The organism is Devosia sp. Soil_C_22 (assembly GCF_057657195.1).
In genome coordinates this window covers 1,417,755-1,436,825 of the sequence record NZ_JBDGIY010000001.1, presented here as the reverse complement: position 1 = coordinate 1,436,825, position 19,071 = coordinate 1,417,755, and the positions used below count along the sequence as shown (strand labels likewise).

At 66.9% G+C, this 19,071-nt stretch carries 17 protein-coding genes; 7 read left to right on the top strand and 10 right to left on the bottom strand.

The window, feature by feature from the left end; genetic code table 11:
- Nucleotides 1–5: 5 nt before the first annotated feature.
- Nucleotides 6–947, top strand: coding sequence for an alpha/beta fold hydrolase (locus AC3A6I_RS06815; protein WP_487544996.1), 942 nt, complete (start codon nucleotides 6–8; stop codon nucleotides 945–947).
- Here the strand turns inward: AC3A6I_RS06815 and AC3A6I_RS06810 are convergent, their stop codons facing one another.
- From AC3A6I_RS06810 to AC3A6I_RS06800, 3 genes are all read right to left on the bottom strand, one after another.
- On the bottom strand, nucleotides 948–2,027 hold the full coding sequence (locus tag AC3A6I_RS06810; protein ID WP_487542839.1) for a hypothetical protein: 1,080 nt from the start codon (nucleotides 2,025–2,027) through the stop codon (nucleotides 948–950).
- Nucleotides 2,028–2,142: 115 nt separating this feature from the next.
- Nucleotides 2,143–5,412: an OmpA family protein gene (locus AC3A6I_RS06805; RefSeq protein WP_487542837.1), complete on the bottom strand. Its 3,270-nt coding sequence runs from the start codon at nucleotides 5,410–5,412 to the stop codon at nucleotides 2,143–2,145.
- 232 nt (nucleotides 5,413–5,644) lie between these two features.
- Nucleotides 5,645–6,988: a hypothetical protein gene (locus AC3A6I_RS06800; RefSeq protein ID WP_487542835.1), complete on the bottom strand. Its 1,344-nt coding sequence runs from the start codon at nucleotides 6,986–6,988 to the stop codon at nucleotides 5,645–5,647.
- A gap of 396 nt (nucleotides 6,989–7,384) precedes the next feature.
- Here AC3A6I_RS06800 and AC3A6I_RS06795 point away from each other — a divergent pair, with 396 nt between their 5' ends.
- On the top strand, nucleotides 7,385–8,128 hold the full coding sequence (locus AC3A6I_RS06795; RefSeq protein WP_487542833.1) for an SDR family oxidoreductase: 744 nt from the start codon (nucleotides 7,385–7,387) through the stop codon (nucleotides 8,126–8,128).
- 222 nt (nucleotides 8,129–8,350) lie between these two features.
- On the opposite strand, the gene nagA is transcribed toward AC3A6I_RS06795, so the two are convergent.
- The 4 genes from nagA to AC3A6I_RS06775 form a co-directional block, all read right to left on the bottom strand.
- The gene (gene nagA / locus AC3A6I_RS06790; RefSeq protein ID WP_487542831.1) at nucleotides 8,351–9,499 is read right to left on the bottom strand and encodes an N-acetylglucosamine-6-phosphate deacetylase; all 1,149 of its coding nucleotides are present in this window, start codon (nucleotides 9,497–9,499) and stop codon (nucleotides 8,351–8,353) included.
- Between the two features lie 103 nt (nucleotides 9,500–9,602).
- The gene (locus AC3A6I_RS06785; RefSeq protein WP_487542829.1) at nucleotides 9,603–10,637 is read right to left on the bottom strand and encodes an SIS domain-containing protein; all 1,035 of its coding nucleotides are present in this window, start codon (nucleotides 10,635–10,637) and stop codon (nucleotides 9,603–9,605) included.
- Nucleotides 10,634–11,407 carry a GntR family transcriptional regulator gene (locus AC3A6I_RS06780; RefSeq protein WP_487542827.1) on the bottom strand — a complete coding sequence of 258 codons (774 nt, stop codon included), beginning with the start codon at nucleotides 11,405–11,407 and terminating at the stop codon, nucleotides 10,634–10,636. Before AC3A6I_RS06780 ends, AC3A6I_RS06785 begins: the two co-directional genes overlap by 4 nt.
- 15 nt (nucleotides 11,408–11,422) lie before the next feature.
- Nucleotides 11,423–11,671, bottom strand: a complete 249-nt coding sequence (locus AC3A6I_RS06775; protein ID WP_487542825.1) for a hypothetical protein — start codon at nucleotides 11,669–11,671, stop codon at nucleotides 11,423–11,425.
- Nucleotides 11,672–11,761: 90 nt separating this feature from the next.
- Here AC3A6I_RS06775 and AC3A6I_RS06770 point away from each other — a divergent pair, with 90 nt between their 5' ends.
- The 5 genes from AC3A6I_RS06770 to AC3A6I_RS06750 all read left to right on the top strand — a co-directional run bounded on the left by AC3A6I_RS06770 (nucleotide 11,762) and on the right by AC3A6I_RS06750 (nucleotide 16,160).
- Nucleotides 11,762–12,661, top strand: a complete 900-nt coding sequence (locus AC3A6I_RS06770; protein ID WP_487542823.1) for an N-acetylmuramic acid 6-phosphate etherase — start codon at nucleotides 11,762–11,764, stop codon at nucleotides 12,659–12,661.
- Between the two features lie 58 nt (nucleotides 12,662–12,719).
- On the top strand, nucleotides 12,720–13,541 hold the full coding sequence (locus tag AC3A6I_RS06765; protein ID WP_487542821.1) for an amidohydrolase family protein: 822 nt from the start codon (nucleotides 12,720–12,722) through the stop codon (nucleotides 13,539–13,541).
- A 375-nt stretch (nucleotides 13,542–13,916) separates the two neighbouring features.
- A complete protein-coding gene (locus AC3A6I_RS06760; protein WP_487542819.1) occupies nucleotides 13,917–15,458 on the top strand; it encodes a tryptophan halogenase family protein in 1,542 nt (513 codons plus the stop codon).
- Nucleotides 15,459–15,504: 46 nt separating this feature from the next.
- Complete coding sequence (locus AC3A6I_RS06755; protein ID WP_487542817.1) at nucleotides 15,505–15,756, top strand: AbrB/MazE/SpoVT family DNA-binding domain-containing protein; 252 nt, start codon at nucleotides 15,505–15,507, stop codon at nucleotides 15,754–15,756.
- Nucleotides 15,753–16,160, top strand: a complete 408-nt coding sequence (locus AC3A6I_RS06750) for a type II toxin-antitoxin system VapC family toxin (RefSeq protein WP_487542816.1) — start codon at nucleotides 15,753–15,755, stop codon at nucleotides 16,158–16,160. Before AC3A6I_RS06755 ends, AC3A6I_RS06750 begins: the two co-directional genes overlap by 4 nt.
- Nucleotides 16,161–16,165: 5 nt before the next feature.
- Here AC3A6I_RS06750 and AC3A6I_RS06745 read toward each other — a convergent pair whose 3' ends face one another.
- The 3 genes from AC3A6I_RS06745 to melA form a co-directional block, all read right to left on the bottom strand.
- A complete protein-coding gene (locus AC3A6I_RS06745) occupies nucleotides 16,166–16,594 on the bottom strand; it encodes a CBS domain-containing protein (protein ID WP_487542814.1) in 429 nt (142 codons plus the stop codon).
- Between the two features lie 105 nt (nucleotides 16,595–16,699).
- Entirely contained in the window at nucleotides 16,700–17,536 is an 837-nt protein-coding gene (locus AC3A6I_RS06740) for an aminoglycoside phosphotransferase family protein (protein ID WP_487542812.1), read from the bottom strand.
- A gap of 164 nt (nucleotides 17,537–17,700) precedes the next feature.
- The gene (gene melA / locus AC3A6I_RS06735; protein WP_487542810.1) at nucleotides 17,701–19,068 is read right to left on the bottom strand and encodes an alpha-galactosidase; all 1,368 of its coding nucleotides are present in this window, start codon (nucleotides 19,066–19,068) and stop codon (nucleotides 17,701–17,703) included.
- Nucleotides 19,069–19,071: the final 3 nt, after the last annotated feature.

Genomic DNA, 19,071 nt, shown 5'->3' with positions numbered 1-19,071 from the left:
TGGGCATGCTGTCCGCCGCGCGCACCGTCCCCGACGATTATCCGAGCTTTCGGAACCTGCCGGTTCGCCGCTTTGCGGTTGGTCCCGCCGACGAGCTGATGGCCGTCCACGTGTCGGGGCGGCTCGGTGCCGGCCGCCTGCCGCTGGTCTGCATTCCCGGCTACCAGCGCAACATGTCGGACTTTTCCGATTTCGCGAACCATTTCCACCGCAGCTTTGGCGACGACTGGCCGATCCTGCTGATCGACCTCAAGGGCCGGGGCCGTTCCTCGGACCGGCGCGACAAGGCACGCTATGTCTCGACCGTCGATGCGGCGGACGTCGTCCAGTGCCTCGCCGCCGTGGCTGCGGAAGGCGGCATCTTCATCGGCCAGGGTTATGGCGGCCAGGTCGCCATGGCGATCGCGGCCGAATGGCCGAACCTCGTGATGGGCACGGTGCTGGTCGATGCCGGCCCGGTCTCCGATCCGCGCGGGCTGGTTCGCCTGCGCAACAATCTCAACGCGCTCGAGGGCGGCCGCTCCGAGGCCGGCTTCCGTACCATGCTGCGCCGCATGCTCGCCAACGACTATCCGGCCGCCACCGAAGGCCTGCTCGATGTGCTCGGCGCCCGCACCCACTTCCTCGACAAGCGCGGCCGGGTCCGCACCCTGTTCGATCCGCACCTGAGCAAGATGCTCGAGGCGTTCGAGCATGACGATATCCTCGCGCCGCAATGGCCGTTCTACGATGCGTTGGCGTCGGCGCCGCTGTTGCTGCTGCGCACGCAATTGACCGAACAGCTGCGGCGGGAAACATTCGAGGAGATGCTGCGGCGCCGGCGCGATGCCGAGGGTTACGCCATCGAGGGGCAGGCCTCCCCTGCCCTGCTCAACACGCCCGAGGATGTCGAGCCGATCGCGGCCTTCGTGCGCAAGCTGCTCAAGAGCCGCGCCCGCGCCGCCTGACTACTGCTGGCCTGCCGCCTTTGCGGCCTGGCTTATCGCCAAGGCGAGTTCGCGCGCCTGTTCCCGCCAGTGCTCGCGGCCGATGCGCCCCTCGATGCCGAGATGGGCCTCGAGCCAGCCAACATTCTCGTCGGTAAAGCCGGCAAGCTGATCGAAATGGTAGACGCCGATGCTGTTGAGCGCGGTCTCAATGATCGGCAACACGCCGATCACATGGGTCAGGTCATCCTTGCCCCCTGCCCGCGGCGCCTCGAGGCCGACCGGCTTGCCGGGCAGTTCTACGGGCGGGGGCGGAAGCGGGGCAGTGGCTGCAGCCGTCGCCGGTTCAGCCCGCTTGGCGGGCTGGCGGCGGCGCGGCGACCAATTGCCCTCGATCGCCCGCATGGCGGCAGTCTCGTCGGCTTCGGCCGGCTTCCCGCTGGCGGGCTCTACCTGCTCCGGCGCTGCGACGACCGGCTGCTCGACCACCGGCTCCGGCGCCGCAGTCGGTTCGATCGGCTGCGCAGGCTCGGGCGCAGCGGCCGATTCGAGCTCCGCAGCAGCAACTGGTGGCGCAGCCGGCTCGTCTACGACAACGGCCTCGAGCTTGTCGGTGCTGGCGCGACTCGAGGGGAACGGGATCACCTCCGCGGTGGGCTGCCCCGATGCGGCGATGGCGGGCCTTGGCTCGTCGTGGATGGGAGCCGGCACCAGCTTGCCGGATGTCGTCTGGCCGGCAACCCGCGCCGGGGCCATTGCCGCCCCCATCGCAACAGGGGCAACCGGCGCCGGTCGTGGCCCGGCGCTTTCCGGGGCGGTGGCGGGGGTTATCAGTTCGGCGAAATCGGGCGCCGGGACATCTGCCGGAACAACCGGCGCCGCCGGCTTCGGCAGGGGTTCGATCGTCGGGGCAGTCACCAGCGCAGGCGCTTCAGCGGCAGGCGGCTCGGGCACAGTCGCTGCCTCGGGGAGCACGACCACGACCGGCGTGCGCTGGGGGCGGCGCAGGGCGAGGCGCGCCAGCGTGCCCACCGTCGCGCCGATGAGGAAGGCGGCGAGGATGAGGAGCGCGGTTTCGAGCACATGCGCCGCATTGAGCATGGAGGTCAGCCCTTGCGCGCCGGAACGGTGAGCCAGCCGGTGACGAGGCCGATCACGGCCGCACCGACGAGGAACGGCCAGTAGATCTCCACCAGATAGGTGAGCGAATCGAGGTTCATTGCTGGTCGCTCAGGTTGAAGCCGATGCGGCGGTTGGCCTGCTTGCCGGCGCGCGTCTCGTTGCTGTCGATCGGCAGGCTCTCGCCATAACCGATGGCATAGAGCCGCTCCGGCCCAACGCCGCGCAGGATCAGCGCATCGACCACCGACTCGGCACGCGAGACCGAGAGCGCGAGGTTCGCCTCCTCGTCGCCATCGGAATCGGTGTGCCCCTCGACCTCGATGGTCACCTCCGGGCACAAGGCCAGGTAACCGGCGAGTTCGTCGATGGCCGGCTGCGAGGCGTCGGCGATATGGGCACTGCCCGAATCGAACAGGATGGCATTGCGGGTGGCGAAGGCGCCGACCTTTTCGCTGCACACCTCGAGCGGCGGCAGCAGGGTGACATCGGTCTGCCACTGCGCGATGCCGGGCGCGCCGGCAATCTCGGCCAGCGCCGCCTCGCGGGCCACTTCGGTTTCGGCGCGGCCGGCGAGCACCCAGGTGTCGCCATCGAGACCGAGCGTGCCGTCGGCCAGCCTGGCCAGCGCGCGGCTGCCCGCCTCTGCGCTCGGGATGAAGGTGGTGGGCAGCCCATCGCCGATGGCGAGGCCGGCGGAGGGCTCGCCGCCGGTGATCACTGCGAGGTAGCGCCGCATCGGTTCGGCCGGGACGATGCCGGCGAATTCGACGGGGCCACCCACGGCCTTGGTGGCCGAGAAAACGAAATCGCGCTCGGCCAGCGGAACGGCAGCCGTGGGCTCGACGGCGGCCACCTGCGCCGGCGCCTCGGGCTCGGCGGCTTCCGGGGTGTCGGTCGCCGGTTCGGCCGGAACTGCGGCAACCTCCGGTTCGACGGGAGGTGCAACCTCTGGCTCGGTTGCTGGCTCGACCGCCGCGGGCGGCTCGGCCAGCGCGATCGACCACTGCGCTTCGGGCAGCGACTCGCGGACGACAGCTGCATCCGCCTCCGTGGCAGGCTGGCCGCTGATGGACCAGCTCTGGCCATCGAACCTGGCCTCGCCGCTCTGCAGGCTGGCGAGCACGGCCACTCCCGCCGTAGCCGACGAGGCGAAGTCGCGCGGCTCGCCCGAGCCGACCAGCGTCCGGTCGTTGACGGTGGTGCCTGCGGCGGCCGCGAGTTCGGCGCGAAGCGCCTCTGTCGGCACGTAGCCGGTGAAGGCGATGCGGCCGTCGTCGGACTTCGTGGCTGTCCAGGTGAAGGGGGTCACCACCGGCGCGGCGTCGGCCGCCTGGATCGCAACATGCCAGCCGCCGGCGTCAGTGGCGGCGTGCAGCCTCGCCTCGAGGTCATGGCGGGCCTCGGTCGTGGCCACCTTGCCGGTCAGCGTCCAGTTGTTGCCGGCGAGGCTGATCGTTCCCTCGTCCAGCGCCATGAGCGCATCGAGCCCGGCAACGGTGCCGCCGACAAAGCCATCCGGTGCACCGCCGCCGAGCGCGGTGCTGTCCACCGCGGTCTTGCCGGCATGCCCGACGAGGTAGCGCTTCAGCGGCTCGGTCGGCACGAAGCCGGTGAAGGCGATGCTGCCATTGGCGGCCTTCTGCGCCCGCCAGCTATAGGGCTCGACCATGGGCAGAGCGGCTGCCTGCGCGGGCGGCGGCAGTTCGACCGAGTAGGCCCAGCCGGCGGCCCGAAGCCCGGTATCGGCGAACGCGGCCTGCGCCGCGAACGCCTGCTGCGGCGTATCGACGGCGCCCGACAGCGACCAGGCCGAGCCGTCATAGCTGACCGCGCCACTGTCGAGCAGGGCAAGCACGGACATCGCCTTGATCGCGGCACCCTCGAAATCGGCGGGATTGCCATCGGCGATGGTCGTGGTGTCGGACGGCGTGTCGGGAAGCGCTCCGAGGAGGCGCTCGCGGGCCTGCTCGCTGGGCACATGGCCGGTGAGCGCAAACTTGCCGTCGGCAGATTTCGAGGCGCCGAACGTGAAGGGCGTCGCCATCGGCGGCTTCACTGTCGCACTCGCCAGCAGCAAGCCCTGCGGAGCGCCGAGCTTCAGCGTCTCGTTGAGCGCGGTGTAGTCGGCCAGCGTTGCGGCGCGGCCTTCGATGGTGACGACATTGCCGCGGATTTCGGCCTGCCCCTCGCTCATGCGGCGCAGGGTGGTGACCACGAGGTCGACGGCAGAACTGAAGCGCTCGGGGGCGCCGCGACCAAGCTCGAGGCTTCCGGCATCGACCTGGTCCATTGCCTCCAGCCGGTCGCGGAAGGCCGCATCGGGCACGAAACCATCGAGGATGATGTTGCCATCCTTGCGTGTAGCGCTGAACCAGTACTCGGCGACATTGGGGGCATCGAGGTCCACGACCGTACCGGTGGGCCTCATGGCCACGAGCACGGATTCGACCACGGCGGGGTTGGCCGGCACACCGGTCAAAGTTGATGCGGTATCCGAGATCGTCGCGATACCGCTTTGCAGCTTAAGAAGATTTTCGAGCAGCAGCGTTGCCGATTTCTCGAACCCCGCCGGCGCGCCGGACGCGAGGACGAGGCTGGTCGACAGCTCGACTCCGGCCGGCGTCCGCGTGCCGAGCTCGGCGATCAGCGGCTCGGAGGGCACGGCGCCGGACAGGTTGAGCTGGCGGCCGTCATATTCGGCGCGCCACTCGTACGGCGACTGCAGGGCCGGCTGGACTTCGCGATAGGCGAGGCTGGCGCCGGCCGGTGCGCCCTGTTCCAGCAGCCGGCCGAGTTCGTCATAGGCCTCGGCGTTGCGGGCTCGGCCGGACACGGTGACGTCGAGGTCGGAAAGTGCGACCTCGCCCTCATCCAGCTGCCGGGCGACATCGATGGCATAGCGCGCCGTGGCGATCCACGCCTCGCGCTCCGGTGCGCCGGACATCGGCCGGGTGGTGTCGACGAGGTCCGGGGCGGCCTCGGCCAGTATGGCCGTATGCGCTGATTGATCGGGGAAACCGCCCGCCAGCTTCAGCGCGCCGGCTTCGACGGTGACCACCAGGGGGAACGGGCTGGCATGCTCGGCCACCATGGCCTGCGACGTGACGGAGCGGACGCCATGGACCGCGGCGACCCTGCTGACGATGGCGTCGACGGCGTCCTGGCTCGGCGCCGTGCCGCTGACCACTGCGTCGCGCATGTCAAACTGGACGGAGGCCCAGCTATCCGCGGGTCCGGCGATGACGGTCCTCGCGCGTTCCGCAAGGCCGGCGGGAATGGTGGATGCGGTGGTCGCGAGTGCGGCGGCGGTGCCGCCGACTACCGTGATGAACGCCGGAACGCCCCAGCGAAGGAATATGCTCATACCGTCCCCGGACCAGATCTGGCGCCACTCGGCATCCCGTACCGAGGAATAGCTGCAATCACTGAATCGGAGAAGTGCGCCAACTCTTTGTCCGATGAGGATTTTCAGCCGCTGCGATCACGAGTTGACGACTAGAGGGCGCGACCTGAATTGCAGCTGAACATTGCGGCACTGCCTAACAGAAAGGCCCGGCGCTGGGCCGGGCCTTTCCGAAGAAGCAAGTAAGCTAAGCTTACTTGAATTCCTTCTTGAAGGTCGTCTCGATCTTGTAGGCGTCTTCCGAGGTCACCGTGCCAGTGATGCCGGCTTCGTAGTTGCCACCCGGCTTCCAGGTCAGGCCAGCCGAACCGTAGAAGGCATCGGCCCAACCGTCGTCCAGGAAGCCAACCTTCGCAGTGGCTTCAAGGCTCTCGGTCACATCGGCGGTCACGCCAGCGGCAACCTCCCAAGCGCCATCACCCCAGTTGTCCCACTCGTCGGTCCAGCGACCACCGAGATTGAGAGCCACACCCTCGGTCACTTCGGCCGAGAGAGAACCGCTCACGCCAACCTGGGTATCGACGTCGTCGCCAGCAGCTTCAACCGCACCAGCAATGGTGAAGATGTCGAATGTTGCCGAGGCCGAAGCCAGCACGTTCCAGAACGTATCGCCCGAACCGTTGTCGTGGATGAAGGCACCGGCGGCAACAACCTTGAAGTTGTCGAACTCGCCAGCGAAGCCGGCATGGCCAGCCCACTCGCCCCAGTCGCCGAACTCACCGTCCAGGATCTCGATGGCGGCGACACTGACGTGAGCCGAGATGCCTTCACCCGAGTAAGACACGACACCAATGGCAACGCCTTCGTGGTCGTTAACGCCGTTGCCGTCGAGATCCTCGAGAGCGCCGCTGACTGCGAAGCCATTACCAAGGTCGTGCGTAACCTGGATGACAGCGCCACCACCAACCGAGTCGATGGTCGCATCGCCCCAGAAGTTCACACCCGGGTTGGAGTCGTCATCGTTGGCGTCGGAGATGAAGCCGCCCAGCCAATCCAGCGGTTCGTCGTCGCCCGAATTGAAGATCGAACCGGTCTTACCAGCGGTGATCACAGTGGTGTCGCCGATCGAGACGTAGGCCTCGTCGAACTGCAGGTGCTGACCAATGCCATAGCCGTCCTCGAACGGACCACCGTCGGCGCTGTCGTAGCCAGCCTGGTCATCTTCATTGGCGATCTTGATGACAGCCTTGGCCTTGCCGAAATCGGTGCTCGAGGTCGCGGCGAACTGGATCCAAGCGTCGAGCTCGCTCTCCCAGTCGTTCACGCCGTCGCCAGCGTCGACATCGGTGTCGTAACCGGTGAAGAAGAAGTCCGCGTCAGCGTCGCTGCCGTTGGTGTAGTCACCCCAGGTGAAGGTATACTCGACGCCGCCGGTGATGACGAGGCAGTTGTCTTCCGACGAGATGGTCAGGCCCGAGAGGCCGAGATCGTCGCAGATGTCAAACGAGGGCAGAACGCCCAGGTCGGCCGCAAAGGCACCGCCGGTCGAGAGACCCGCCGCAGCCACAGAACCCAGAAGAAGGCTCCTGATTTTCATTATTGACCTCCAAAGTCAGTCATTCGTTGTTGCCAGTTGCCCGGCGGTTTGTCGAAACGCGACCACACTCTCCAGTGTGTGTTGCCGTCGCGTTTGCGACCGACAAACGATCCCATGCATGGATTCGCATTGGCCACTCTACGCAGGAGTTGCCGAGGCGCAATCGCAGAATGGCTGAATTGGGGCAGCGCCAAGGCGGTTGCGGGGTGGCTGTTGCAGATTCAGCACAGCACCGGAAACGACCTGTTAACGATTGTCACCAGCGCGTTAAGCGGCGGCTGTTTCGCTGCCATTCGCGGCGCCGGCGGGACTGGTCGCATCAGACGCTAGTCTGCCTTGTCTATGCCGCAAGTTGCCGGACATATGGCGGCGCTTGACAGGGCGGGGACAACAAGAATGACCGAAGGCAAGGTTGCAGTCGTAAGCGGAGCAACGTCGGGGATCGGGCGCGCCGCCGCGATCGGACTGGGCGCCGCGGGATATCGCGTGGCGATTCTCGGGCGGCGCGAAACGGAGCTCGCCGAAACGGCGCGCCTCGCGGGCGCAGCCTATAGCGGGGTGTGCGACGTGAGCGATCCGGGTGCGGTGCACCGGTACTTCGCCGATCTCAAGGGCAAGCTCGGCCGTGTGGACGTGGTGTTCAACAATGCCGGGCGCTTTGCGACGCAGGCGAGCTTCGGCGATACCGACATCGCGACCTGGCAGGACATGGTCAACGTGAACCTCAACGGCGCGTTCTACGTGGCGCGCGAGGCGTTCCGGGCCATGCGCGACCAGAGCCCGCAGGGCGGCCGCATCATCAACAACGGCTCGATCTCGGCTTATGTGCCGCGGCCGGGCGCGGCGGCCTATACGGCGACCAAGCACGCCATCACCGGGCTGACCAAGGCGATCTCGCTGGATGGGCGAGCCTACAGCATCGCCTGCGGACAGATCGATATCGGCAATACCGCGACCGATATGACCGCCAAGATGACCACCGGATCGCTGCAGGCCAACGGCACGATGGAGCCAGAGCCGACCTTCGACGTGCGCCACGTGGTCGATGCGATTCTCTATATGGCGGGGCTGCCGCTCGAGGCGAATGTGCAGTTCATGACGGTGATGGCGACGAACATGCCCTATATCGGCCGCGGCTAGGCCAGGTTCGGCTCTTCTGCACGGAGTCATTCCGGCGAAGGCGGGAATCTCTGCTTTTTGGCATGTAAGCGAACGGAGGTCCCCGCTTTCGCGGGGATGACCCGGTGAGCAGTTGCGCCTCAAGCGAACGTTTCCCCATGCAGCCTGGGCAGACGCTGACCGATCCCCACCACGATATGCCCTTGCCTGCGCCGGGGTGATACCGCGGTGGTATCGGTCGGCTTAATGCACTCTCGTGCCACCGATATAGGTGGCGGCCACTTCGCGTTCTTTCGACAGCACGGCGAAGTCGGCGCGGGCACCCCGCTTCAGGTGGCCGCGTTCCGATCCAACGCCGACGGCAGTGGCGGGGTAGAGGCTGGCCATGCGCAGGGCTTCGTCGAAGGGGACGCCGATCGTCTCGTGCACGTAGCGGATGGCGGCGATCATGGTGAGGTCGGCGCCGGCGAGGGTGCCATCGGCGAGACGTAGGGCGCCATCGCGGCGATAGGCGGTCCGGCCGGTGAGCTCGAACTCGGTCCAGCCGGTGCCGGTGATCGACATGGCGTCGGTGACGAGGAATATCTGCCCGGGGCCGCGCTTGGCGCGAAGCGCCGTGCCGATGACGGCGGGATGGACATGGATGCCGTCGGCGATGAGGCCCGCATCCATGGCACCCAGATCGAGGACGGCGCCGACGAGGCCGGGCTCGCGGTTGCCAAGCTGGCTCTGGGCGTTGAACAGGTGGGTGGCCATGGAAGCGCCGGCCTCGGTCGCGGTTTTCACCTGGGCGTAGGTGGCATCGGAGTGGCCGATGCTGACGGTGATGCCGGCGGCGGCAAGGCGCGAAATCTGTTCGGGACCAACGGTTTCGGCGGCGACGGTAATCAAGAGATTCGGGAGATGCCGGCGCGCTTCGATGAGGCGCTGCAGGTCCGATTCGTCCATCGGGCGGATCAGGGCCGGATCGTGCGCGCCCTTGCGCGCGACGGAAAGGTGCGGGCCTTCGAGGTGGAGGCCGAGGAAGCCAGGCACGCCCTGCTCGGCGGCCGCGATGCCGGCGGCGATGGCGGCTTCGTTCTTCGCCACCGTGTCGGTGATGAGGGTGGGGAGGCACGCCGTGGTGCCGAACTGGGCGAAGGTGGCGCAGATGGTGCGGATGGCGTCGACCGTCGGGGTCTCGTTGAGCAGCGCGCCGCCGCCGCCGTTGACCTGCAGGTCGATGAAGCCGGGAACGATCATGGCGCCATTCGCCGGCACGCGGATGGCGTCGGTGGGGGAATCGGCGGCGACCAGGCCCTCGACCTTGCCGTCGGTGACGACCAGCGCCATGCGGTCATGCCATTCGGCGCCGTCGAAGATGCGGGCTCCGGTGAAGGCTTGCTTGGTCATCGGCTGATCCCGACCACCGAGACTCTGGCCGCCCCCTCCACCAGCTTCGCTGGTCCCCCTCCCCCGCCACGCGGGGGAGGATTGGCGAGGCCGTTGCACTTGGTCATATCGTCTCCGTCACCTTCTTGAGATGAGGCGGGCGGTCGGGGTCGAAGCCGCGTCGGCGGCTCAGGGCTTCGACGAAGCCGTAGAAGCTGACGATGAGCGCCAGCGCATCGGTGATCGGGTGGCCGGAGGCGGCGAAGGGCAGGCGTTCGGCGCTCCGGGCGTTGATCGAGGTGATGAAGGTGCGGGCGCCCTGCCCGGCCAGCCGCTCGGCGATTTCGGCGACGGCGGCTTCGGCGGCGTCGCGGGCGGCGAGCGCCAGCACCGGGAAATGGCGTTCGACGATGCGGGCCGGGCCGTGGATCACCTCGGCGGCGCTATAGGCCTCGGCGTGGATGCCGCAGGTTTCCTTGAACTTCAGGGCCGCTTCGTTGGCGATGGCGAAGGTGGGGCCCCGGCCGAGCACATAGAGCGACTGGTGGTTGTCGAGTGCGCCGAGCAGCGGGGCCCAATCGCAGTGCACCGCCTCCTCGAGCAGTTGCGGCAGTGAATCCAGAGCCGCCAGCAGGGCCTTGTCTTCCAACCAGTTTCCGACCAGCGCGAGCCCGGCGACGATCGAGGCGACGAAGGTCTTGGTGGCGGCGACCGACTTCTCCTCGCCCGAGCGCAGGAGAATCGCCTGATCGGCGGCGGCAGCCAGCAGCGAGGTCGGCGTGTTGGTGAGCGCGAAGGTGAGCGCACCGGACTTGCGGGCCGATGTGGTCATGGCCACGGTGTCGGGGCCCTGCCCCGATTGCGAGATGGCGATGGCGGCCATGCCACGGAGCTTGAGCTCGCGGCCATAGATCGAGGCCACCGATGGGCCGACCGACGCGACGGGCACGCCGGCCAGCAATTCGATGGCGTATTTGATGAAGGACGCCGCGTGGTCGGACGAGCCGCGCGCAATGGTGACGATGGTCGAGGGATTGCGATCGCGCAACGCGCGGCCGGCGCGGACGAGATCGTCGTGGCCTTCGCTCAGCAGGCGGGCAATGGCAGCCGGGGTCTCCTCGATTTCCTGGCGCATGTAGGTGGCGTTGGGCGCGGTCATTTGCGGCTTGCCTCCCCGACACGCAGCTCTGCGACGAAATCATAGGTGTCGCCGCGATAGACCGAGCGGGTGAACTCCACCACCTTGCCAGACGCAAGGTAGGCGATGCGCTCGATATAGAGTGCGGCGACGCCGGCCGGCACGTCGAGCAGCCCTGCATCCTCCTCGCCCAGATTGGCGGCGCGGATGCGCTGGATGGCGCGCACCGGGCGCTGGCCGCGCTTTTCGAGCAGGGCGTAGAGCGAGGCGCCGACGGCGGCAGGATCGGGCAGCGTCGACGAGGACAGCGAGGCACGCTCGATGGCGAGCGGCGTGTCGCCAGAGACGCGGAGGCGCGAGATGCGGGCCGTCTGTTCGCCCGGCGACAGGCCGAGCACCATGGTCTCTTCCGGCGAGGGGGCGTAGAGCCCGCGATCGAGCCAGACCGAGGTGACGGCCATGCCGCGGCGCGCCATGTCCTCGGTGAACGAGGTGAGCTGGCTCAGCGACTGCTCGACGCGGTGCTGCTGCGGGGCAACGAAGGTGCCAGAGCCGTGGCGCTGCACGAGGATGCCATCGCGCACGAGGTGCTGTACGGCCTTGCGCACGGTGACGCGGGAGACATCGACCTTCTGGGCCAGGTCGCGCTCGGAAGGCAGCGCGTCGCCGGGCTTGATGGCGCCCGAGGACACGGCGTCCTCGATCCAGCGCTTCAGCTGCAGGTAGAGCGGACCACCCTGGGAAAGATTGATGGTCCCGGCGCCGAAGAGCGCGTCTGGGGCGTCAGCCATTTGATTCCTGTGCCATCATATCCGTCGATGGCGCGCCGCTGCGGCATCGGACACGCCCTTCCCTCCAGCCGCCATAATACCAATAAAAGACCATTTATAAAGCGGAAAATCCAGGCGCTGCCCGAAAGGCAGAAGTCTTTGTGATATCTCGGCAATCGCCGCCATCACGGCCGCACAATACCGCTGCCGAAACGCTCCTGCCCCGCCCTTCTGGACAAGTGGTATTTTTTTGGCATTACTATTGCAAAAGCGCGCTGCGCCCATACCGATGCCCGTATTCCGCTGCAACTATGCGGACGGGCGCCGCCGGGCGCAACCGGAGCGCATGAGTTATCCTATGGAGGCCGGGCGCCGATGAGCTCCCCTATGGGCACCGAAACCGCCGACACCCGCTATGCCGGGCTCGACACCTGGGACGACCGGACGATCCTGTCGGCCCTGTTCGAGGGCCAGCGCCGGGCCCTGGCCGCGGTAGAGGCGGCGATCCCCGACCTGGCGCGGGCGGCGCAGGCGGCGGCAGACAAGCTCAAGGCGGGCGGGCGGCTGATCTATGTGGCGGCCGGCAGCCCCGCGCTGATGTCGCTGGCCGACGCGCTCGAGTTGCCGCAGACCTACGGCATCGCGCGTGACCGCGTGCTGCTGGTGCTGGCGGACGGCGAAAACATCGGCCAGCGGCTCAACGGGGCGCGCGAGGACGATAGTGAGGGCGCACGGGCCGACATGGCGGCCATCGGCGTGGGCGCGGACGACTGTGTGATCGCGACCTCGGCGAGCGGTGGGACGCCCTACACCGTCGCCGGGCTGACCGCGGCGCGCGAGGCGCGGGCGGCGACGGTCGGTATTGCCGGCAACGCGCAATCCAAGCTGCTGCAGGCGGCCGAGATTCCGGTGTTGATCGCGACCGGGCCCGAAGTGATCGCCGGTTCGACCCGCATGGGCGCCGGTACGGCGCAAAAGGCGGCGCTGAACATGCTGTCGACGCTGATGGGGGTGCATCTGGGGCATGTCCATGACGGTCTGATGGTCAACCTCGTTGCCGACAACGACAAGCTGCGGGCCCGCGCGGCGCTGATGGTGTGCCGGATTGCCGGGGTGGATGCCGACGTGGCAGCCCGGGCGCTGGATGCGGCCGGCGGCGCGGTGAAGCCGGCGGTGCTGATCGCAGCAGGAGCGGCTGGGATCGCCGAGGCGGAGCGGCTGCTGGCGGCGAGCGGCGGGAATTTGCGCGGGGCACTCGGGATGCTGCGGGGATGACAGGCCGGGCGCCGGCCTCTAGCATGTGGATCAAAATCCACTCCAAGCGGCTGATTTCATGCGCATTCTCGATACCCATCTGCATCTCGTCTATCCCGACAGGTTCTCCTATCCCTGGCTCGAGAATGCGCCCGCGCTGAACAAGCCGTGGAGCGTCGAGAGCTATTGGCGCGAGGCCGGGCCGCTGGGCATCGAAGCGGCGCTGCACATGGAAGTGGACGTCGCCGAGCCGCAGATGGCGGCCGAGAGCGAATTCGTGCTGGGGCTCGACCGGGTTGTCGGCGCCATTGCCGCCGGGCGGCCGGAGCATGCCGATTTCGAAAAGCATCTCGAAAAGATGCAGGCGCTGGGGCGGGTGAAGGGGATTCGCCGTTTGCTGCAGTTCCAGCCGGCCGAGCTCAGCCAGACGCAGACCTTCATCGACAATATCCGGCTGTTGCCGCGCTACGGCATGAGCTTCGATGTCTGCGTGAAATCGCACGAACTGATGCTGGCGCCGCCGCTGATCGAAGCGTGCCCTGAGACGCAGTTCGTGCTCGACCACTGCGGCAACCCCAAGATTGCCGAGGCGGAATGGGAGAGCTGGACAACGCGGCTGGAACGCGTGGCCGAGCTGCCCAACGTGGTGTGCAAGGTGTCGGGCATTCTCGCCAATGTCGACGCGACGTGGACGGTGGATACGCTCAAGCCCTATGTCGAGTTCGTCATCGAGACCTTCGGGTGGGATCGCGTGGTTTGGGGCAGCGACCATCCGGTGGTGACGCTGTTCGCGGATTTGACGAAGTGGGTGGAGGCCAGCCGGGAGATCGTCTCGGGCGCGAGCGTCGAGGAGCAGGAGAAGCTGTTCTTCCGGAATGCGGAGCGGGTTTATGGGGTGTGAGGCTACAGGCACGATGTCACCCCGGCGCAGGCCGGGTCCATCCTGAGTCTTTCCGCCCGCTGTGATGGCAGCGATATCTCAGAATCGATCCTGCCTGCGCCGGGATGACACCGTGGGGTGAGCAAGGCCGGGCGCGTGTGGCCGCCCCCTCCACCGCCTCCGGCGGTCCCCCTCCCCCGTAAACGGTGGAGGATCCGCTGTGGCACGATCTCGCCGTGATCCTCCCCTGCGCAGCGGGGGGACCAGCGAAGCTGGTGGAGGGGGCGGCCACACGCGCTGAATGCGTGCCTTAGCTTTCCGGACTTTCACTCCTCGTTTCCACCTTGCCGCCCTGCCCGACATCGCGTTTCCTTCCCCTGAGGGGAGAACAGCATCATGGCGGGGCAACCGCATTTTGTTATCGTGGGCGGCGGCACGGCGGGGTGGATCGCGGCTTTCATCATCCAGGACTCGATCCGGCGGCTGAAGCTCGATGCGAAGCTCAGCGTGGTGGAATCGTCGAAGATTCCGACCGTGGGGGTGGGTGAGGCGACGACGGCCGCGTTCCACGTGTTCCTCACGCATTTCGGCATCGATATCTTCGAGTTCTTTCGGAAGACCGAGGCGACCTACAAGCTGGGGATCCGGCACGAGGACTGGCGGCGCAAGGGCTTTACCTATTACGGGCCGATCGATGATCCGCACCGGGTGGTGCAGGCGCCGCCGGGGGCTCCGTCGGATTATCTCAACGTCTACGCGGTGTCGGTGAACGAGCCGGTTCAGGATATGCACATGTTCGGGCCGCTGCTGAAGCAGAAGAAGGCGCCGTGGGCGAAGCGGGCGGATGGTTCGCTGCAGCCGCTCGGGCCGTTCCTGCCGGCCTATCATTTCGACCAGTCGCTGGTGGGGAAATTCCTCAAGGAAAAGTCGCAGGGCGTCGAGATCGTCGACAACGTGCTGACCGGGGTGGAGCGCGATGGCGAGAGCGGGGATGTCACGGCGCTGGTGTTCGAGGATGGGCAGAGGCTCGAAGGCGATTTCTTCATTGATGCGACGGGGTTCCGGAAGCGGCTGATCGTCGGCGAGCTCAAGGCGCCGTGGATTTCATATGCGCATGAGTTGCCGGTGAACCGGGCCCTGCCCTTCTGGCTGCCGGTGGAGCCGGGCGAGGAGATCGCCAACTACACCCGCGCCTGGGCACAGGAAGCGGGCTGGATGTGGCAGATCCCGACGCAGTTCCGCTATGGCTGTGGCTATGTGTACTCGGACGAGTTCCGTACTCCGGACGAGGCGCATGCCGAGGTGGAGCGGGTGCTGGGCCGCAAGATCGAGGTGCGCGGCGATATCCAGTTCAAGATCGGGCGGCTCGAGCAGGCGTGGATCGGCAATGTCGTGGCGGTGGGGCTGAGCTCGAGCTTTCTCGAGCCGCTGGAATCGACCTCGATCCACGGCACGATCGTGCAGATGATGATGTTCGCGGGGCAGTATCTGCGCGATCCGGCGAAGATGACCACGGCGCTGCGGGACGACTACAACAAGCGTGTCGGGCGGCAGGTCGACGATTTCCGCACGTTCGTGAACACGCACTACATGACCGAGCGCGATGATACGCCGTTCTGGCGCGAGGTGCGGGCGCATCGGATCCATCCCGAGACCAGGGAGCGGCTGGCGCGGTGGAAAGCCGAGATGCCGCGGCGCGAGCATTTTGCCGACTACCTGTTCGGCCTGCCGCATGTGGAGACGCAACTGCACTATCCGGTGCTCGATGGCCTCGGCTTGCTCGATCCGGCGGTGGCGAAGGCGGAGATGGCGCGCGATCCGAAGCTCAGGAAGCATGCGCGCGAGACGCACGGGGCGCTGGTGAAGGAATACAAGCAGGCCGCACAGAAGGCGCTGGGGCATGCGGAGTTTCTCGAGATCGTGCGGGGCATGGGCTGAGGCTTGCAGGGAGAAGGTTGAAGTATTACCTTGTTGGATGAAGGTAATGCTCGAGGATGCCATGAGCACGACGGTGACAAGCAAGGGACAGGTGACGATCCCCAAGCCGGTCCGCGACCAGCTCGGACTCGAGGCGGGGAGCCAAGTCGAGTTTGTCATGGGCGAGAATGGCGAGATCGTCGTGCGCCGGGCGGACGGGGAGCGGCCGGAGAGCCGCTTTCTGCGGATGCGAAAGTATGCCAAGCCGCCCGAGATGAGCACCGACGAGCTGATGAAACTGCTCCGGGGCGACGATTGACGCTTGTCGACACCAACGTGTTGATCGACGTCACCGATCATACGCTGCACTGGTTCGATTGGGCTCAACGCGAACTCGAGGCCGCCGCGCTACGCGGTCCGGTCTGGATCAACGATATCGTCTACGCAGAGTATTCGGTGCGTTTCGCATCGCCGGAAGCCGTCGAGGCCGCCCTGGAAGAAGCGGGCATCAATGTTCTGGCTATCCCGAGGACTGCCTTGTTTCTGGCTGGCCAAGCATACTTCCAGTATCGGCGCGCCGGTGGCACTCGTACGGGCGTGTTGCCGGACTTCTCCATCGGCGCCCATGCCGCGGTAACGGGCATACCGCTGCTTACCCGGGATGCGGCACGTTATCGAACCTACTTCCCGACCGTTGAGCTCATCGTACCGGACGCGAACTAGCCGCCTCAGTGCTGGCTGTGCATGCCGCCGGGTTCGGAGATTTCGCGCAGGGCTTCGCCGCTGTCCTCGCTGTCGGCGAGCGAGATGTCGCCCAGCGAGACCATGCCGACGAGGCGCTTGTCGCGGTTGAGGACCGGCAGGCGACGAATCTTGTGCTCGGCCATCTGCTCGGCCACGTCGTCGAGATCCTCGTCCTCGTAACACCAGCGGATATTCTGGCTCATCACCTGGCGGACCGGCGTTTCCGGGCCCAGCCCCTCGCCGATGGCGCGGATGGCGATGTCGCGGTCGGTGATCATGCCGACGAGGCGGTCATTCTCGCCCACGGGCAAGGAGCCGGCGTCGATCTCGCGCATCATGCGCGCCACGCCGCGGATGGTATCGTCGGGGGTGCAGAGTTCCACGCCCTCGCTCATCACTTCGCTGACCTTCATGGCAACCTCCATTGCTTCGGGGGAGCCCGGGGGACGGGCCCCATGGCCGGACAACTCGGGATGGCCGCCGAGGGTTCACGGCCGGCGGTGAAACAGATTTGCGTTTCAGGCCGCTTCGTAGGCCGACAGCAGCAGGGGCAGCATGGCCGCCTGCTGGGTCGGCGGATTGCCGTCCTCGATGTCCCAGGCGCCGCTGAGGGCGGTGTGGGCGACGGCCCAGGCCAGCAGGTGCTTTCGGGCGACGCCGGTGCGCTCGGCGATGGCGGTGACGTGGCGGGCGACGCGGACGGCATCGATCACCATGGCGTCGGCACGCTCGGGGTTGAGAAAGCTGTTGGCATAGTCGTAGGCCGGGTCGCCGATCAGCCCCTTGGGGTCGATGACATACCAGGCCTCGCCGTCGCGCAGGATGTTGTCGTGATGCAGATCGCCGTGCAGCGGAATCGGCGCGATATCGCTGTCGAACTGGCGGTAGGCGATGCCGATGGCGCGCGGCAGCAGCTCGGCGGCAGGGCGCGGCCACAGGATGCGGCGGGTCGTGAACAGGCCGTCGAAGCGCTGGCGTAGCGGTGTGAGTTCGGGCAGCGCGCCGAGGCGCGGCGCGTGCAGCTTTTCGGCGACATCGCAGAAGATCCCGGTGGCCATGGCGTCGTGGCCGGAGCGGGCGAGGTCGCCGAGCGTGCCGCCGCCGAGCCAGCGCAACAGCACGGCATCGTCGTCCATGGCGTAGACGTCGGCGGCGCCGTGGCCGGCATACCAGGCGAGGAGCGCGCCGCCGCGGGCTTCGTCACCATTGGCCTGGGGCTTCAGGAGCTTCAGCGCGGCGACGAGGCCGTTGCCGCGCACGACGCGGAAGATGTGGCTGGTGGCGGTTTCGGCGACGGGCGACGGCGTGTGCAGCGACCAGCGCTCGAGGGCGCGGTTGAGCGAGTCGGAGGACATGGCTCATTGATGCCCGGTGCGGGGGGAAAAGAAAACCCGCGGGGTTGGCCGCGGGCTCAGTTGGGAGGTTCTGTGGTGGACGCCAGTGGTGGGGCCGCCCCCTCCACCAGCTTCGCTGGTCCCCCTCCCCCGTGAACGAGGGAGGATCATGGAGAGGCCGGTGGTCAGGCCGCGCGGGACTTCTTTTCCGGGCGGGCCCATTCGGGGATCCAGTCGCCGTGGGCGGCGAGGAGGTCGTCGACGAGGTGCCAGATCTGGTCGAGATCGAGCTCGGCGGCGGTGTGCGGGTCGAGCATGGCGGCGTGGTAGAGATGCTCCTTGTTCTCCGTCATCAGCGCGGCGACCGTGAGCTCCTGCACGTTGATATTGGTGCGGATCAAGCCGGTCAGCTGCGGCGGCAGGTCGCCGATATAGGTCGGCTGGATGCCCGAGCTGTCGACGAGGCACGGGACTTCGACGGCGGCGTTGTTGGGCAGCGAGGTGATGACGCCGTTATTGCGGACGTTGCCGTAGATGACGCCCGGCTCGCCGGTCCACACCGCGTTGACGATCTCGGAGGCATATTCCTTGGATTGCTTGACCTCGATGGTGTTGGCCTTGCGGTACTCTTCCGAGGTGTTCTTCCACTTGGCGATCTGCTCGATGCAGCGCTTGGGATATTCATCTAGCGGCACGCCGAACTTCTCGATCAGGTCCTCGCGGCCTTCCTTGATGAAGTAGGGCACATACTCGGCGAAGTGCTCGGAACTCTCGGTGACGAAATAGCCGAGCCGGGTGAGCATTTCGTAGCGCACCTTGTTGGGGCAGCGCGGGTTCCAGCCGGGCTTGGGCGCCCTGCCCTCGCGGTAGGCGCGGATCAGGTCCGGGTAGAGGTCGCGATAGCTGCCATCGGCCTGGCGATGCTCGAACTTGAGATAGAACGCCATGTGGTTGATGCCGGCCGAGCGGTAGCGGATCTCGGAGTACGGAATGTCGAGATCGTGGGCCAGCTCCATGGCGGTGCCCTGCACCGAGTGGCAGAGGCCGACCTGCTTGATGGTCGGGTATTTTTCGGCGATGGCCCAGGTGTTGATGGCCATCGGGTTGACGTACTGGAGCATCACCGCTTCGGGGGCGACTTCCAGCATGTCCTCGCAGATCGACCACAAATGCGGCACGGTGCGCAGGCCGCGCATGATGCCGCCGACGCCGAGCGTATCGGCAATCGTCTGGCGCAGGTTGTACTTCTTGGGCACATCGAAATCGACGACGGTCGAGGGCTCGTAGCCGCCGATCTGGAAGCAGACGACGACGAAATTGGTGCCGTCGAGCGCCTCGCGCTGATCGGAATAGGTCTTCACCGTCGCCGGCACGCCGAGCGTGTTCACCAGCTTGCCGGCGATGATGGCGCTGTCTTCGAGCCGCTGCGGGTTGATGTCCATCAGGCGGATCTCGGCGCCGCCGAGCGCCTCGCGCTGCAGGATGTCGCCGACGATGTTCTTCATGAACACCGACGAGCCGGCGCCGATGAAGGTGATCTTTGGGTTAGCCATAAG

What these genes read in the sequence shown, in the direction of transcription:
- AC3A6I_RS06815 (WP_487544996.1), top strand. Translation starts at nt 6, where the DNA reads ATGCTGTCCGCCGCGCGCACCGTCCCCGACGATTATCCGAGCTTTCGG.
- AC3A6I_RS06810 (WP_487542839.1), bottom strand. Translation starts at nt 2,027, where the DNA reads ATGCTCAATGCGGCGCATGTGCTCGAAACCGCGCTCCTCATCCTCGCC.
- AC3A6I_RS06805 (WP_487542837.1), bottom strand. Translation starts at nt 5,412, where the DNA reads ATGAGCATATTCCTTCGCTGGGGCGTTCCGGCGTTCATCACGGTAGTC.
- AC3A6I_RS06800 (WP_487542835.1), bottom strand. Translation starts at nt 6,988, where the DNA reads ATGAAAATCAGGAGCCTTCTTCTGGGTTCTGTGGCTGCGGCGGGTCTC.
- AC3A6I_RS06795 (WP_487542833.1), top strand. Translation starts at nt 7,385, where the DNA reads ATGACCGAAGGCAAGGTTGCAGTCGTAAGCGGAGCAACGTCGGGGATC.
- nagA (WP_487542831.1), bottom strand. Translation starts at nt 9,499, where the DNA reads ATGACCAAGCAAGCCTTCACCGGAGCCCGCATCTTCGACGGCGCCGAA.
- AC3A6I_RS06785 (WP_487542829.1), bottom strand. Translation starts at nt 10,637, where the DNA reads ATGACCGCGCCCAACGCCACCTACATGCGCCAGGAAATCGAGGAGACC.
- AC3A6I_RS06780 (WP_487542827.1), bottom strand. Translation starts at nt 11,407, where the DNA reads ATGGCTGACGCCCCAGACGCGCTCTTCGGCGCCGGGACCATCAATCTT.
- AC3A6I_RS06775 (WP_487542825.1), bottom strand. Translation starts at nt 11,671, where the DNA reads ATGGGCGCAGCGCGCTTTTGCAATAGTAATGCCAAAAAAATACCACTT.
- AC3A6I_RS06770 (WP_487542823.1), top strand. Translation starts at nt 11,762, where the DNA reads ATGAGCTCCCCTATGGGCACCGAAACCGCCGACACCCGCTATGCCGGG.
- AC3A6I_RS06765 (WP_487542821.1), top strand. Translation starts at nt 12,720, where the DNA reads ATGCGCATTCTCGATACCCATCTGCATCTCGTCTATCCCGACAGGTTC.
- AC3A6I_RS06760 (WP_487542819.1), top strand. Translation starts at nt 13,917, where the DNA reads ATGGCGGGGCAACCGCATTTTGTTATCGTGGGCGGCGGCACGGCGGGG.
- AC3A6I_RS06755 (WP_487542817.1), top strand. Translation starts at nt 15,505, where the DNA reads ATGCTCGAGGATGCCATGAGCACGACGGTGACAAGCAAGGGACAGGTG.
- AC3A6I_RS06745 (WP_487542814.1), bottom strand. Translation starts at nt 16,594, where the DNA reads ATGAAGGTCAGCGAAGTGATGAGCGAGGGCGTGGAACTCTGCACCCCC.
- AC3A6I_RS06740 (WP_487542812.1), bottom strand. Translation starts at nt 17,536, where the DNA reads ATGTCCTCCGACTCGCTCAACCGCGCCCTCGAGCGCTGGTCGCTGCAC.
- melA (WP_487542810.1), bottom strand. Translation starts at nt 19,068, where the DNA reads ATGGCTAACCCAAAGATCACCTTCATCGGCGCCGGCTCGTCGGTGTTC.